The organism is Halopseudomonas xinjiangensis (genome assembly GCF_900104945.1).
GTDB classification, from domain to species: domain Bacteria; phylum Pseudomonadota; class Gammaproteobacteria; order Pseudomonadales; family Pseudomonadaceae; genus Halopseudomonas; species Halopseudomonas xinjiangensis.
This window is the reverse complement of record NZ_LT629736.1, coordinates 2,229,063-2,243,978: the sequence shown is the minus strand read 5'-3', so window position 1 is coordinate 2,243,978 and position 14,916 is coordinate 2,229,063. Positions and strand designations below refer to the sequence as shown.

Sequence of the window (14,916 nt, the reverse complement as noted above, 5' to 3'; positions counted from 1 at the left end):
ACAAACCAAATGAATATCAGGCAAAGGCGCCTGGAGTCTGCAGAGATTCCAGGCGCCTTTTTGTTTTGGCCGGCGGTGCCGGCAAACGCTTCGACTGAGGAAAGGCTATGAACTCCATCGTTACTTCGATCAAGAGCGAGACATTGGTCGTCATCGGCAACGGCATGGTCGGCCACCATTGCGTCGAACAATTGATCGAACAGGGCGCTCTGTCGCGCTATGACATTCATGTTTTTGGTGAGGAAAAGCAGCGTGCGTACGACCGCGTGCATCTCTCCGAATACTTTGACGGACGCGACGCCGACTCGCTGGCGATGTGCGACTCCGATTTTTACGACTGCAACGGGGTGCGCCTGCATCTGGGCGTGCAGGTTCTTGAGATCGACCGCGAGCGCAAGGAAGTCATCACCAGCGAAGGCCGCCAGGCCTACGATCAGCTGATTCTGGCTACCGGCTCCTATCCCTTCGTGCCACCGATCCCCGGTGCGGAAGGCAATTCGCGCCTGGTGTACCGCACGCTCGAAGACCTCGACGGTATCCGCGCAGCCGCTGCCACGGCGCGCCGTGGTGTGGTGGTCGGCGGCGGTCTGCTGGGTCTGGAAGCAGCCAATGCTCTGAAGTCGCTGGGCATCGAGGCACATGTCGTCGAGTTCGCTCCACGCCTGATGCCGGTACAGCTGGATGCCGATGGTGGCGCAGCACTGAAGGCGCGTATCGAGGCACTGGGTGTTTCCGTACATCTGGCGCGAGCCACCAAGGAAATCGTGGCTGGGGAAGAGCATGCCTATCGCATGAACTTCAATGACGGCGAGTTTCTCGAAACCGATCTGATCGTCTTTTCTGCCGGCATTCGGCCGCAGGATGCCCTGGCACGTGCCTGTGGCCTGGAAGTCGCCGAGCGCGGCGGTGTGATGATCGACAATCATTGCCGTACCAGCGATCCGGCAATACATGCCATCGGTGAGTGCGCCTCCTGGAACGGCAGCATCTTCGGACTGGTCGCGCCGGGCTACACCATGGCCCGCAACCTGGCCAAGCAGATCGCCGGCGTCGATTACGATCCCTTCACCGGTGCTGACATGTCGACCAAGCTGAAACTGCTCGGCGTTGACGTCGGTTCGATCGGCGATGCGCATGCCGCCACGCCGGGCGCCAAGAGCTACCGGTTCATCGATGAAGCCACCTCGACCTACCGCCGGTTGGTGGTATCAGCTGATGGCAAACACGTGATCGGCGCGGTATTGGTCGGTGACAACAGCTATTACGACACCCTGCTGCAATACGCCCAGAACGGCATCAAGCTACCTGCGGATCCGTCTAGCCTGATTCTGCCGATGTCTGACGGTGCACCGACACTGGGCGCTGATGCATTGCCAGACACCGCCACCATCTGCTCCTGCCACAACGTCACCAAGGGCGCGGTGTGCTGCGCTGTTGATGCCGGCTGCACCGATCTCGGCGAGCTGAAGGGACAAACCAAGGCCGCTACCGGCTGTGGCGGCTGCAGCGCACTACTCAAGCAGGTTTTCGAGCACGAGCTGACCGCTCGCGGCGTGGAAGTCGACAAGAGCCTTTGCGAGCACTTTGCCTACACCCGCCAGGAGCTGTACGGCATCGTGCGGGTCGAGAACATTCACAGCTTCGACGAGCTACTGGCCAAGCATGGTCGCGGTCACCATGGTTGCTATACCTGCAAGCCGGCTGTGGGCTCGATCCTGGCATCTTGCTGGAACCAGCCGATCACCGATCCGCTGTTGATTCCGCTGCAGGACACCAACGACACCTTCATGGCCAACATGCAGAAAAACGGCACCTATTCCATCGTGCCGCGCATCGCAGGTGGCGAGATCACACCCGAGAAGCTCATCGTGCTGGGTCAGGTGGCGAAAAAGTATGACCTGTACACCAAGATCACCGGCGGCCAGCGCATCGACCTGTTCGGCGCCCAGCTGCACGAGCTGCCGGACATATGGGGCGAGCTGATCGCCGCCGGATTCGAAACCGGCCACGCCTATGGCAAGTCGCTGCGCACGGTCAAATCCTGTGTCGGCAGCACCTGGTGCCGCTACGGCGTGCAGGACAGCGTGAGCATGGCTCTTCGGTTGGAAGATCGCTACAAGGGTTTGCGCTCGCCGCACAAGATCAAATTCGGCGTCTCCGGATGCACCCGCGAATGTGCTGAAGCGCAGAGCAAGGACATCGGGGTGATCGCGACTGAAAACGGATGGAACCTCTACGTCGCCGGTAACGGTGGCATGCGTCCGCGCCACGCCGAGCTGTTTGCCACCGACCTCGATGACGAGACGCTGGTGCGCTACATCGACCGCTTCCTGATGTTCTACGTTCGCACCGCAGACAAGCTGCAGCGCACCTCCGTCTGGCGCGAAAGCCTGGAGGGCGGTCTCGACTATCTGAAGGACGTCATCATCAATGACAGCCTCGGCCTGGGCGAAGAGCTGGAAAGCCAGATGCAGCTGGTAGTCGATCGCTATGAATGTGAATGGGCCAATGCGTTGAACGACCCGGAGAAACTCAAGCGTTTCCGCACCTTCGTCAACGACGAGCGCGGCGATCCGGACATCCATTTCGTCAAGGAGCGCGGCCAGCGTCGCCCGGTTAATGCCTCCGAACTTCATCTGATCAAAACCGAGGAGATCGCCTGATGAGCTCGATCCAAGCCGCACGTATCGAACCCGGCCGCACCGATGCCGCCATTGTCCAGGCTCCGTCCGAGTGGAAAGCTCTGTGCAAGCGCGCCGACCTGGTCGCCAACTCCGGCGTGGTCGCCTGGCTCGAGGGCCGGCAGGTAGCGCTGTTTTACCTTCCCGCTACCGAGGACGGCGAGCAGGTGTTCGCTATCGAGAACCGTGATCCGAAATCCGGTGCGAATGTGATTGGCCGGGGCCTGGTCGGCCAAGTGCAGGGCGATTTGGTTGTCGCCTCGCCACTCTATAAGCAGCACTTCCGTCTGGAAGACGGCAGTTGTGTCGAATATCCCGAGCAGAGCCTGCAGGTCTGGCCGGCTCGGATAACGGGCGATGTGGTCGAGGTCGGCCTGGTTTGATGCCAGCGCCGATCACCAAAGCAATTTCATACGCGAGAACGTTCACATGTCCTATTTGATGCCTTCGGAATTCGTCACCAAGATGGTCGACTCTGGCGAGTCGAAAATCTTCATGTCCACCCGGGACACGCTGATTCGCGCGTTCATGGCCGGTGCCATTTTGTCGCTGGCCGCGGTGTTTGCCGTTTCCATTACCGTGCAGACCGGCTCGCCGTTGCTTGGCGCGTCGTTCTTCCCGGTCGGTTTCATCATGCTGTACCTGATGGGCTTCGACCTGCTGACCGGTGTGTTCGTGCTGGCGCCACTGGCATTGCTGGACAAGCGACCGGGTGTGACTGTCGGCGGAGTTCTGCGCAACTGGGGGCTGGTATTTCTGGGTAATTTCGCCGGCGCGCTGACGGTAGCGTTCATGATGGCATTCGTCTTCACGTATGGCTTTTCGATCGAGCCGGGTGAGATCGGCAAACGCATTTCGCATATCGGTGAAGACCGGACATTGGGTTATGCCGAGTTCGGCACGGCCGGTTGGGCGACCATTCTCCTGCGCGGCATGCTGTGTAACTGGATGGTGTCGATGGGCGTCGTCGGCGCGATGATTTCCACCTCGGTCAGCGGTAAGGCGATCGCCATGTGGATGCCAATCATGCTGTTCTTCTACATGGGGTTCGAGCATTCGGTGGTCAACATGTTCCTGTTCCCGTCTGCAATGATCATGGGCGGTAACTTCTCGGTCATGGACTACATGCTCTGGAACGAGATACCCACCGCACTGGGCAACCTGGTGGGTGGTCTGGCCTTCACCGGGCTGACGCTTTACGCAACGCACGTGCGAACTGCACCGAAGCGCGCATATAACTAAGTCAGGGGATCGGGCCTCGTTCCAACCAGCGGGGCCCATGAAAATGACCAACCACCTTGGCGTGACCGTAGGGCGGTACTCTGACAAAGGCTGCAAGCCAGGCAACCAGGACTTTCATGGCGCCTACCTTCCTCGCGAGCCGCAGCTGACCGCAAAGGGGGTCGCGGTGGCCCTGGCCGATGGCATCAGCAGCAGCGAGGTGAGTCACATCGCCAGCCAGGCTGCGGTGACAGGCTTTCTCGAAGACTATTTCTGCACCTCGGAGACCTGGTCGGTAAAAAAGTCCGCTCAGCGTGTACTGGTAGCGATCAACTCGTGGCTCTATGCACAGACACGCCAGAGCCAGTACCGCTACGATCGTGACAAGGGTTATGTGTGCACCTTTAGCGCACTGGTGATCAAATCAACCACCGCTCACTTGTTCCACATTGGCGATGCGCGTATCTATCGGCTGCGCGATGCCCGTCTGGAACAACTCACCAATGATCATCGGTTCTGGGTATCCCGCGAGAAGAGCTATCTGGCCCGCGCGTTGGGGATAAACCCGCATCTGGAGATCGACTACCACAGCGTCCAGCTCGAACCGGGCGATCTGTTTCTCCTGGCAACCGATGGCGTCTACGAGTTTCTCAGCGAGGCGTTCATCGTCGATACGCTACAACGTGATGACGGTGACCTGGACCAGGCGGCTCGTCGCCTCGTATCAGAGGCGCTGCAGCAGGGAAGCGACGACAACCTTACTGCCCAGCTGGTGCGCATCGACAGCCTGCCGGCCAGCGGCGCAGGGGAATTTCAGCAGCAGTTGTCGGACCTGCCGTTGCCTCCGGTTCTGGAGCCGAGGGCGACGATCGATGGCTACCGCATCGTGCGGCATCTGCACGCCAGCAGCCGCAGTCATGTCTATCTGGCTATTGATCCGGAAAGCGGTGCGGAAGTCATTCTCAAGGCGCCGTCGGTCGATCTGCAACACGATGTGCCGCACCTGGAGCGCTTTCTGACCGAGGAATGGATTGCCCGGCGCATCGACAACCTCCATGTGCTGCGGACCTTTCCGCCGAGCCGGCGTAGAACCGCCCTGTATACGGTGACTGAATACATTCCGGGCCAGACCCTGGCTCAATGGATGATCGACCACCCACAACCCAACCTTGAAACGGTACGCGGGATCGTCGAGCAGATTGCCAAGGGATTGCGTGCTTTTCACCGGCTGGAGATGCTGCATCAGGATTTGCGACCGGCCAACGTAATGGTCGATCACAGCGGTACGGTGAAGATCATCGATTTCGGCTCGGCTCGGGTGGCTGGGATAGAGGACAGCTCCCAGCCGGCGGACACTGCACGGCTCGGCACCGCTCAATACGCGGCGCCTGAGTATTTTCTGGGCGAGGGTGGCTCGCCAAGATCGGACATCTACTCGCTCGGCGTCATAACCTATCAGATGCTCAGCGGACAGCTTCCCTACGGCGCCCAGGTTGCCCGGTCTCAGACGCGGGCAGCACAGAACCGCCTGGTATACCGCTCGGTGTTGCATGACAAGCGCGACATACCAGCCTGGGTCGATGACGTGCTGCGGCGCGCCGTGCATCCGAATCCGGCCAAGCGCTACGCTGAACTGTCCGAGTTCGTCTACGACCTGAGGCATCCCAATCAGAGCCTGCTGCATCGTAGCCGGCCACCGCTTATCGAGCGAAAACCGGTAGCGTTCTGGCAGGCCATCTCGGCGGTGCTCGCGGCCACGGTGGCTTATCTGCTGGCGCGCTGAATGGATTGAATGAACCAGTTCACGCCGCCGACGATCGGATTTCATCTATCTGGATAATTGTCGTAGGCTAGCGCTCCGGGAGCCGCCGCCAAGCGTGGCTCGTAGTCCCCTTTCCGAGCAAATCATGTCTGGAACCCATCACGGCGCTCTGGTCTGTCTGTCGATCCTGATCGCTATCACCGCTTCCTTTACTGCGCTTGATCTGGCGACGCGTGTTCGCGTCTCGCTGGGTTCGGTGCGTTACGCCTGGCTGGCAACGGCTGCACTGGCCATGGGCGGCGGTATCTGGGCGATGCACTTCGTGGGGATGCTGGCGTTCCATATCGCCGGACTCGAGGTGCATTACGATTTCCGTCTCACCCTGGCCTCGCTCGTGGTGGCAGTGTGCGTCACCGGCATAGGTTTCGCAGCGGTGTCGCGAAACGGGTCAGGACTGACGACGCTGCTCCCGGGCGGGTTGTTCATGGGGCTCGGCATCGGAGCGATGCACTACCTGGGCATGGGGGCGATGACCATGCACGCGCACCTGAGCTACCACAGCGGATGGGTCCTGCTTTCGCTGCTGATTGCCGTCGGTGCTTCTACCGTGTCGCTCTGGCTGTCGGCGCGCGCTTCCGGACTGGTGGTCAGACTCGTTGCTGCCACGGCTATGGGATTCGCTATCTCCGGTATGCATTACACGGCGATGCAGGGGGCCGTCTTCGAACCGGTCGCAGGCACATTGCCGGTGCCCGACGCGCGCAGTCTCGATCTGTTCGCCCTGGCGCTGGCGGTTGCCGCCTCCACTTTCCTTATTTTGTTTCTGGCTCTTGTCGCGGCGATGTACGACCGCCGCCTGGCCATCATGTCCGAACGTGAAACGCGTGCGTTGCGCCAGAGCGAGGAGCGCTTTCGTTCGTTGTACAGTCGTACCCCCTTGCCCTTGTATCAGCTGGATTGCTCAGGCCGCCTGCGTTACGTCAGCGAGTCCTGGCTGGAGTTGCTGGGCTGCGATCGCGCCGACGCGATCGGCCGACCGCTGTCCCATTTCATGACCGACGCCTCGGCTCGTCAGGCGACTCATGAAGACTGGCCCCGCCTGCTCGAAGCGGGGCTGATACAGGACGCCGAGTATCAAATGGTGACCGCGCAGGGAAAGCTGATCGACGTACTCGCGTCGGGGCGGGTGGAGCGTGATCACAGCGATTTTCTAGTGCTCGGTGGATTGAACAATGTCACCGAAAGGCGGCTGGCCGAACAGGCCTTGCGTCAGGCGCAGAAGTTGGAGGCGATCGGCAAGCTCACCGGCGGGGTGGCGCATGATTTCAACAACCTGCTGGCTGTCGTGGTTGGGAATCTGGAGCTGTTGCACAAGCGGGTCGGCGACGACGCGCGCGCCCGGTCGCTGATCGACAATGCCTTGCAAGGCGCCACACGCGGCGTAACGCTGACCCAGCGCATGCTGGCTTTCGCCCGCAAGCAGGAGCTGCGGCCGGTACCGGTGTCACTGGCCGATCTGCTGCGAGGCATGAATGAACTGCTGCAACGCTCGGTAGGGCCTACGATTAATATCGAGATGTCGTTGCCATCCGATCTGCCGCCCGCATTCGTCGATGCCAACCAGTTGGAGCTGGTGCTGATCAACCTTCTGGTCAACGCTCGCGACGCCATGCCTGAGGGTGGCAATGTGCGCGTCAGTGCGAGCCTCATCACTCAGGACGCCAATCCGATCGGTGCAGTTGCCCACGAATTCATCTGCCTGACAGTCCGCGACACCGGGACAGGCATGGATGCTGACCAACTGGCGAGGGCGACCGAGCCGTTCTTCACCACCAAGGGCATCGGCAAGGGGACAGGTCTGGGTTTGTCGATGGCTCAGGGGCTGGCCGAGCAATCCGGGGGGCGGCTGGTCCTGCTAAGCGAGCCAGGCCAGGGGACCACGGTGGAGCTCTGGCTCCCGGTAGCCAGTGCCCAGCAGACCGCTGCGTCCGAGCCAACGGTGACCGAGGTGTCGGAGCACCCGCTCGGCCCGCCGGCGCCTTTGGGTATTCTCGTGGTCGACGACGATCCGCTGGTCCTCGCCAACACCGGGGCGATGCTGGAGGACCTCGGACATTCGGTGCAGCTGGCTTCGTCGGCGATAACGGCGCTGGCGCTGATTCGAGCGGGTCGTGCCCCGGACCTGGTCATCACCGACGAGGCGATGCCGTCCATGAGCGGGAGCCGGCTGGCGGCGATTCTGGAAAACGAACGACCGTCGCTTGCGGTCCTGCTGGTCAGCGGCTATGCGGAATTCGATGGCGGGCTGCCCGACAACCTTCCACGCCTGGCCAAGCCTTTCACGCAGTCCGAACTCTCCGTGGCGGTAAACAATACCGTGAGAAGCAAGTCAAACTCGCTACCGACACAATAGAAACGGGAGCGGGTAATGAAGTTTATCTTCGAGGTTCGCGTCAAGCCTGGCTATAGCGTAGAGGAATACGCCGAGGCCTGGGTCCGGGCCAGTGAGGTGATTCAGCAGACGCCGGGTGCGCTCGGTACTCGCCTGCACCGCAAGATTGGCGAGCCGGACACCTTGTTGGCAATTGCCAGCTGGGAGTCCAAGGCTGCCCGCGACGCCAAGGACGACAACCGTGACGAAATGGTCAAGGCAATCATGGAGAAGCATGCCCGCTTCTGCGAGTTTCGCCTGGTAGGCGAGTTCGAAGAACCCGAGTGGGAGGTTCTGCCGCCGTATGCGTCTAGCGCCGCTGGGTCAGAGGCTTCGGATTGATGGCTACCTGCAGTTGCCAGCCTTGCGATAGCCAGCCCGGATCGCCTGCACTTCGTTATCGAAGTCGACGCGGTTAGCGCCGCTCACACGCGAGTAGCTGGGACAGCCGGTTGGAAGGTGGTAGACGCGGCTGCGACTGTTACCCCGAACCGATGTTTGCGGCCGGGTTTCGGGCTTGGCCAGCGCGCGCAATCCCTCGGCCTGGTTTCGATGCCCCGGCAGCCAGCCGCGCTCCCCGCGGACGAAAGGGTTGCCGTGGCCCATGATGCGTGCGACCCGGCGGTCTCGCTCAAGCTCCCAGGCGTCCGGCGGATGTTGCAGATTCCAGGCCATCAGCAATTGTTCCTGCTGGCGGGAGAGGCGCAGGTCGTATCGATCATGCATGTAGAAGTAGACTCGGGCAATCAACCCTTTCACCTCATCCCTGGGCTCGACCGTGCGCTCATGGAAAGCGACGCGAATCGGACACTGGCCGTGCTGAAAAGGCGTGGCAGGCAGCACGCCGAAGCGGAAGTTGCTGCGGTCGGCGTTCGCCTCGCCGATGGCCGGGGCCAGGTTGTGCAGGTCGGCCTCCATCAGGTTGTATAGTGGGTCCGTACGCTTGCAGTTACCGCGGCCGCCTTGCTGCCAACACAGGCGCTGCTGCCCGAACAGCGATGCCGGTACGATGTGCTCCCATTCGATGCGTACTGCGCGGTTGGGCTGGGCGCGGATGCGGTAACCGCAGCTGTCCAGATCCACTCGTCCACCGGAACGACCAGCCCATTCCCAGTCGCAGCCGCAATAGAAGCTGCCCAGTTGGTTTCTGTCGTGATAAACCTGCTGGCGTGCGAGTATTTTCGCCGCCTCGAACGAAGCAGGCGCGGCGCTGACGAGCACACTGAACACGAAGAGCGCACTCGCGAGCGCGCCCAGAAGGGTACTTCTACCTGGTCTATACATTGAACTACTGGATGCAATGTTTATCGGCAACCCTGAGCCGCGGATTGTATCCGATCGGTTGACGAGGCGGGCGTTACGCTCTGTACCAGCGGTCGGTTGCCGTGAACGGCTCCCAGACGGGCGGAGGAGTTCATTCACAGCGTGAATACGCCCGATGAGCAAGGAGCAGTTTCAAAGCGGTGGTGCTTTTGCGTAAGGTATCGGTCCTTGTCGATGCGACCTGAGGTCACATCGTTCCGACTGCCCCGGCAGTTACGTTCATCTCTTTTCAGGAGGCAAAGCACCATGGCTTCGTTCGAGAATATCAAGCATGTTGGCGTGATCGGTGCCGGTACCATGGGCCGCGGTATCGTCATGAACTTCATCAACGCCGGCTATCCGGTCACCTGGCTGGACGTCAACGGGGAAATGCTGGACAAGGGCGTCGACGAGATTCGCAACGTCTACAAGCGTTCGGTCGCCCAGCAGCGCTTTGACGAGGCCGAGGCCAAGGCGCGTGTCGATCGAGTCAGCACGACGCAGGACTACAACGATCTGAACGACATGGATCTGGTGGTCGAAGCGGTGTACGAGAACATGGACCTGAAAAAGAAAATCTTTGGTGATCTGGACAAGGCGGTCAAGCAGGACGCCATCCTCGCCACCAACACGTCCTACCTCGATATCGACGAAATCGCCTCAGCTACCCAGCGCCCCTCCCAGGTGCTCGGCCTGCATTTCTTCAGCCCTGCGCACATCATGAAGCTGTTGGAAGTGGTGCGTGGCAAGGCCACTGCGCAGGACGTGATGGATACCTGTCTGGCCGTCGGCAAGAAGATCGGCAAGGAAGCGGTACTGGCCGGCAACTGCCACGGCTTCATCGGTAACCGCATGCTCGAGAAGTACTCGCGTCAGGCACGCCTGTTGATGCTGGAAGGCGCTACGCCTTGGCAGATCGACACGGCTCTGCAGGGCTTCGGCATGGCCATGGGTCCGTACCGCATGTATGACGTGGTCGGTGTCGATCTCGGATGGCGCTCTCGTCAACTGGCGGGCGTCGGTCGTGGCGAGCCTGTGGTCTGGCTGGACAACAAGCTGTGTGAAATGGGTCGCTTCGGTCAGAAGAGCGGCCACGGTTTCTACAAGTACGAGCCGGGCAGCCGCCAGGCGATCCATGATCCGGAAACCGACATGATGGCTCGTGAAGTGGCTGAGGAAGCTGGCTACACACAGCGTGACATCGGTGACGAGGAAATCGTCGAGCGTTGCATCCTGGCTCTGGTCAACGAAGGTGCACGCATTCTGGATGAAGGCTTCGCCGAAAGCGCGGAAGACATCGACCGCGTGTATCGCTTCGGCTATGGCTTCCCCGCTGAGCGCGGTGGTCCGATGGCTTATGCTGACAGCCTGGGTCTGGACAAGGTGCTGGCGAAGATTCGCGAATTCGAATCGGACCAGGGTGACTTCTGGAAGCCGGCTGCAGGGCTGGTCAAGCGCGCAGAAGCGGGTGAGCGCTTCACCAAGGCCTGAACCCAAGGCATAAAAAAACCGCGCTCAGGCGCGGTTTTTTTATGCTCGAGTAGCGCTACTCGGAACCGACCGGAATGCCTTCCACCGGGTCGCCGTCGAGCACGGCGTCTTTCAACACGATCTGGTATTCCTGACCGTCAGTTTCGATCTGCTTGAGGCGGACCAGCAGGTACTGCCAGTCCTTGGCGAACCAGAGCGTGGTCTGGCGCTTCGATTCCGGCTCGCGCACGCGCTCGACCTCAATCGCGTCGAACTGACCGACACGGGTGGTTACGCGGTCCTCGCCGACGACGCGAAAGCGGTATTCATCAATGCTGTCGCCATCGACCACCCGATAGGTCATGTCTTGCTTGCCGGCCGCCAAGTCCCGCTGCAAGGCGAGCTGGTAGGTGGTTTGATCGAGCAGCCCGGGTTCGGTGGGAAGCGTGAAAGGCTCGCCCTTGTGTTCGCCGGTGACAACGCCCGAGGTCCAGTCGAAGAATTGTACCGTCTCCCGTCCGCGACCCAGCCCACGGCGCTGATAGTGATAGGTCAGGGGAACGATGCGGTCATCTTCGAGACGCAGTACGCTCTCTTCGCTGAGGCGAGCGACGAACATGCCCGCATTGAAGCTCAGTCGCCAATTACCGTTTTCCGTGGGTTCCAGGCTGTGCGTGGCTTCGCCGTTCACCGGTATCTTGCGCATATCGGCGGCGTAGCTGGCTGTGAAGGGCACCAGTTCCTGGGCCATGGTAAGGGCGCTGCCGAGCAGAAGTGGCAACAACAATGTCCAGCGCACCGGACGTCTAGCAAAGCGGTAATTGCGGCGCTCACGCATCGGGCATCTCTCGCATGTCGAAATCCGTGTTTTCCAGCCTTAAACCATCAGGACCAATGAGGTCCCCGTCGAGACAGGCGCGACCGTTCTGCAATGCCAGTCGGCCAGCTGCGAACCAGTTCATCACCCGGGGATACAACAGATGTTCGCGTTGCTGGACCCGGGTGGCCAGGGTCTCGGGCGTGTCATCGGCTGCGATCGGCACGGCAGACTGAAGAATCAATGGCCCGCCATCCAACTCCTCGGTGACGAAGTGAACGGTAGCTCCATGTTCGCCGTCTCCGGCTTCGAGCGCCCGCCGGTGAGTGTTCAGGCCCTTGTATTTCGGCAACAGCGAAGGATGGATGTTCAACAGTCGGCCATGATAATGCGCGACGAAGGCGGGAGTCAGAATGCGCATGAAGCCGGCGAGGATCAACAGATCAGGCCGGTAGCTGTCGATCAGCTCGATAAGCGCGCGGTCGAAACTGTCCCGATTCGCAAAGCCGGTATGGTCGAGAACGCGGGCGTCGATTCCTGCCCGGCGCGCCCGGTCCAGGCCGAGCACAGCGGGGCGATTGGAGACGACCGCGACGATCTGGCACAGTCCGGGATCAGCCTGGTCGATCAGAGCCTGCAGATTGCTGCCCGATCCCGAAATCAGTACGACAACGCGACAGCTCACGCGATCAGCGACCGTTACGCAGCATGACCGGTTCGTCCGCCTCGGTGCCGGTCCGGATGCGGCCGATGACCCAGGGTTTTTCGCCCGCTTGCTCAAGGGCCTGGAGGGCTGCGTCGGCGTCTTCGGCGCCGACGCAGATCACCATCCCCACGCCGCAATTGAGCACCCGATGCATCTCGGTTTCGTCGACATTCCCCTGCTGCTGGAGCCAGTCGAATACCGCCGGCCGCTTCCAGCTGGCCAGATCGATGTCGGCAACTGCGCCCTTGGGCAGAACGCGAGGAATGTTTTCCAGCAGACCGCCGCCAGTGATATGTGCCATCGCCTTCACAGCACCGGTTTGCTTGATCAGCTGCAGCAGTGCCTTGACATAGATCCGGGTGGGGGCCATCAACAGTTCGGTCAGCGGCTTGCCATCAAGCGTGATGCTCTGGATGTCGGCTTTGGAGACCTCGATGATCTTGCGGATCAGCGAGTAGCCATTCGAGTGGGGCCCGGAGGAGGGCAGGGCGAGCAGCACATCGCCCTCCTGCACCCGGCTGCCGTCGATGATCTCTGACTTTTCCACCACACCGACACAGAAGCCGGCCAGATCGTAGTCATCGCCTTCGTACATGCCCGGCATTTCTGCAGTTTCACCGCCAACCAGGGCGCAGCCGGCCAGCTCACAACCACTGCCGATCCCGCTGACGACCTGCGCTGCCACGTCGACGTTGAGTTTGCCGGTGGCGTAGTAGTCGAGGAAAAACAGGGGTTCGGCTCCGCAAACCACGAGATCGTTGACGCACATGGCGACCAGGTCAATACCGATGCTGTCGTGCTTGTTAAGGTCCATCGCCAGGCGCAGCTTGGTGCCGACACCGTCCGTGCCGGAGACCAGTACCGGCTGCTTGTAGCCCGCCGGAATTTCACACAGCGCTCCAAACCCGCCCAAGCCGCCCATGACTTCCGGTCTCGCAGTACGCTTGGCGACATGCTTGATGCGGTCGACCAGGGCGTTGCCGGCATCGATATCGACGCCAGCGTCCTTGTAGCTGATGGAAGGTTTGGACGTGGGCTGGTTGCTCATGGGCGGCTCTCGATGGAGATATTTCGGGTGGTCGGCCGTACCGGACGGCCTCGACAATTTAGCGGCCTAGTGTAGCAACTCGCTTGGCGCACGACCATGGCAGCGACGGCCCTGGCGCGTCCAATCGGGGACTGCCCGCTGCAGTCCGGCGCCCTTTGGTTGCCGCCACCCTGACGCTTGTTTAATGTATGCGTCTGGTTTGCTGCTTCCAGGCCGCCCCCGGCACCATGCAGCGCAACTTAACGGAACCCTCCATGCCCGTGATGCGTCGTCTCCTGTCTGTCTTGTTGCTTCCCGCTGCGCTCGCTTCGACCAGCGTACCGGCTGCCGTGGTGGAGAGCTTCTACCGCGTGGAGATCCCCCAGACCGAGGAGCAGAGCCGCGACGAGATCATCCGCGAAGGCGCTGAGGTGATGCTGAGGCGATTAGCCGGCGATCAGCTGGACCCCAATGCCGCGCCCTTTGCGCGGGCCTTGAGCGACCCGCGCAGCCTGATGCGGCGGATCGCCAACACCGACCGGGGCACGGTGGCGATGGAATTCGAACCGGCGCTTCTGCGCGACGTGCTGGCCAATGCCGGATCAGCGATGCTCGGACGCAATCGACCCGGCGTGCTGGTGTGGGCGGTTGATGCTCAGTCGCTGGGCGACGAACTGGTCAGTCAGGGCAGCCGCTGGGCAGACATCCTGCGCCGCGCCGCGGAACATCGAGCGGTGCCGGTGAGTTTTCCGCTGGGCGATATCGAGGACCGCGGCCGCGTGAGCGAAGCGGACATCCGTCAGGCCGACGATGACGTGCTGGCCGCGGCGAGCGAGCGTTATGGACCGGAAGGTGTGCTTGCGATCGGCGCCAGGAGCACCGAGGACGAGGCCCAGCTGAACTGGACGTTGTGGCTCAACCAGCAAGAGTACTCAGGTGAAGTCAAGGCGGCCGATCCGGAGACGGCTGCAGACGAACTGATGAAAGCTGTGGCGGGGCAGATCTTCGAGCAGTACGCCGTTCCGGCCGCCAGCGATAGCGAGTTGACTCGCTGGACTGTGGTCGTCAATGAAGTGGATACTCTCGCGGAGTTCGCTGCCATCCAGCGCATGATTCAACAGCTGGGCGCGCGTAGCGCGCCGCAGCTGCTGGCGGTCGATGGAGATCAGGTGACCTTTCAACTGGCCTTTCCTCAGGATGAAGCTCAGTTGGAACGTATGCTCGCCCTCGAGCATCGGATGCGCCGCACCGAACCGCCTGAGCCTGAGCCAGTCATCCAGCCCTTGACCACAGCGGCACCCGCCGGCCCGATCGCGGACGAACCGGCTACTGCAGGCGAAACAGACGCGCCTGATTCGCAGGCAGCCCCGGCGGACGCCGGCAGCCCTGTACAGGAAACAGCTGATACCGATCCGGTGCCGTCGGCAGAACCGAGTGAACCGCAGGCAGCCGTCCCCGAGCCTGATCCGAATACCCTCTATTACCGCTGGCGATAGCCG

Annotated in this window: 12 protein-coding genes; 8 read left to right on the top strand and 4 right to left on the bottom strand. The window is 61.4% G+C overall.

Translation table 11 applies throughout. From position 1 onward, the window contains the following. The first annotated feature begins 107 nt into the window (after positions 1-107). The 6 genes from nirB (at position 108) to BLT85_RS10320 (ending at position 8,437) form a co-directional block, all read left to right on the top strand. The gene (gene nirB, locus BLT85_RS10345) at positions 108-2,663 is read left to right on the top strand and encodes a nitrite reductase large subunit NirB (protein WP_093394218.1); all 2,556 of its coding nucleotides are present in this window, start codon (positions 108-110) and stop codon (positions 2,661-2,663) included. Next, complete coding sequence (gene nirD, locus BLT85_RS10340; RefSeq protein WP_093394215.1) at positions 2,663-3,064, top strand: nitrite reductase small subunit NirD; 402 nt, start codon at positions 2,663-2,665, stop codon at positions 3,062-3,064. The genes nirB and nirD overlap by 1 nt, the downstream gene beginning before the upstream one ends. Positions 3,065-3,110: 46 nt before the next feature. Beyond that, the gene (locus BLT85_RS10335) at positions 3,111-3,923 is read left to right on the top strand and encodes a formate/nitrite transporter family protein (protein ID WP_093397635.1); all 813 of its coding nucleotides are present in this window, start codon (positions 3,111-3,113) and stop codon (positions 3,921-3,923) included. A gap of 43 nt (positions 3,924-3,966) precedes the next feature. Continuing rightward, a complete protein-coding gene (locus tag BLT85_RS10330; protein ID WP_093397632.1) occupies positions 3,967-5,685 on the top strand; it encodes a bifunctional protein-serine/threonine kinase/phosphatase in 1,719 nt (572 codons plus the stop codon). A gap of 124 nt (positions 5,686-5,809) precedes the next feature. Beyond that, positions 5,810-8,077 carry an MHYT domain-containing protein gene (locus tag BLT85_RS10325; protein WP_093394211.1) on the top strand — a complete coding sequence of 756 codons (2,268 nt, stop codon included), beginning with the start codon at positions 5,810-5,812 and terminating at the stop codon, positions 8,075-8,077. Between the two features lie 15 nt (positions 8,078-8,092). Beyond that, positions 8,093-8,437, top strand: coding sequence for an antibiotic biosynthesis monooxygenase family protein (locus tag BLT85_RS10320; protein ID WP_093394208.1), 345 nt, complete (start codon positions 8,093-8,095; stop codon positions 8,435-8,437). A 3-nt stretch (positions 8,438-8,440) separates the two neighbouring features. On the opposite strand, the gene BLT85_RS10315 is transcribed toward BLT85_RS10320, so the two are convergent. Then, positions 8,441-9,379, bottom strand: a complete 939-nt coding sequence (locus tag BLT85_RS10315) for an endonuclease (RefSeq protein WP_093394202.1) — start codon at positions 9,377-9,379, stop codon at positions 8,441-8,443. 285 nt (positions 9,380-9,664) lie between these two features. On the opposite strand from BLT85_RS10315, the gene BLT85_RS10310 reads away from it, so the two are divergent. Further along, on the top strand, positions 9,665-10,888 hold the full coding sequence (locus BLT85_RS10310; protein ID WP_093394198.1) for a 3-hydroxyacyl-CoA dehydrogenase: 1,224 nt from the start codon (positions 9,665-9,667) through the stop codon (positions 10,886-10,888). A 55-nt stretch (positions 10,889-10,943) separates the two neighbouring features. Here BLT85_RS10310 and BLT85_RS10305 read toward each other — a convergent pair whose 3' ends face one another. From BLT85_RS10305 to purM, 3 genes are read right to left on the bottom strand one after another with little or no spacing between them, the layout of a single operon-like run. Continuing rightward, on the bottom strand, positions 10,944-11,666 hold the full coding sequence (locus BLT85_RS10305; RefSeq protein WP_407920174.1) for a DUF3108 domain-containing protein: 723 nt from the start codon (positions 11,664-11,666) through the stop codon (positions 10,944-10,946). Positions 11,667-11,697: 31 nt separating this feature from the next. Further along, positions 11,698-12,369, bottom strand: coding sequence for a phosphoribosylglycinamide formyltransferase (purN, locus tag BLT85_RS10300; protein ID WP_093394192.1), 672 nt, complete (start codon positions 12,367-12,369; stop codon positions 11,698-11,700). 4 nt (positions 12,370-12,373) lie between these two features. Next, complete coding sequence (purM, locus tag BLT85_RS10295; protein ID WP_093394189.1) at positions 12,374-13,438, bottom strand: phosphoribosylformylglycinamidine cyclo-ligase; 1,065 nt, start codon at positions 13,436-13,438, stop codon at positions 12,374-12,376. 254 nt (positions 13,439-13,692) lie between these two features. On the opposite strand from purM, the gene BLT85_RS10290 reads away from it, so the two are divergent. Further along, entirely contained in the window at positions 13,693-14,913 is a 1,221-nt protein-coding gene (locus tag BLT85_RS10290) for a DUF2066 domain-containing protein (protein WP_157718169.1), read from the top strand. The last annotated feature ends 3 nt before the right edge of the window (positions 14,914-14,916 follow it).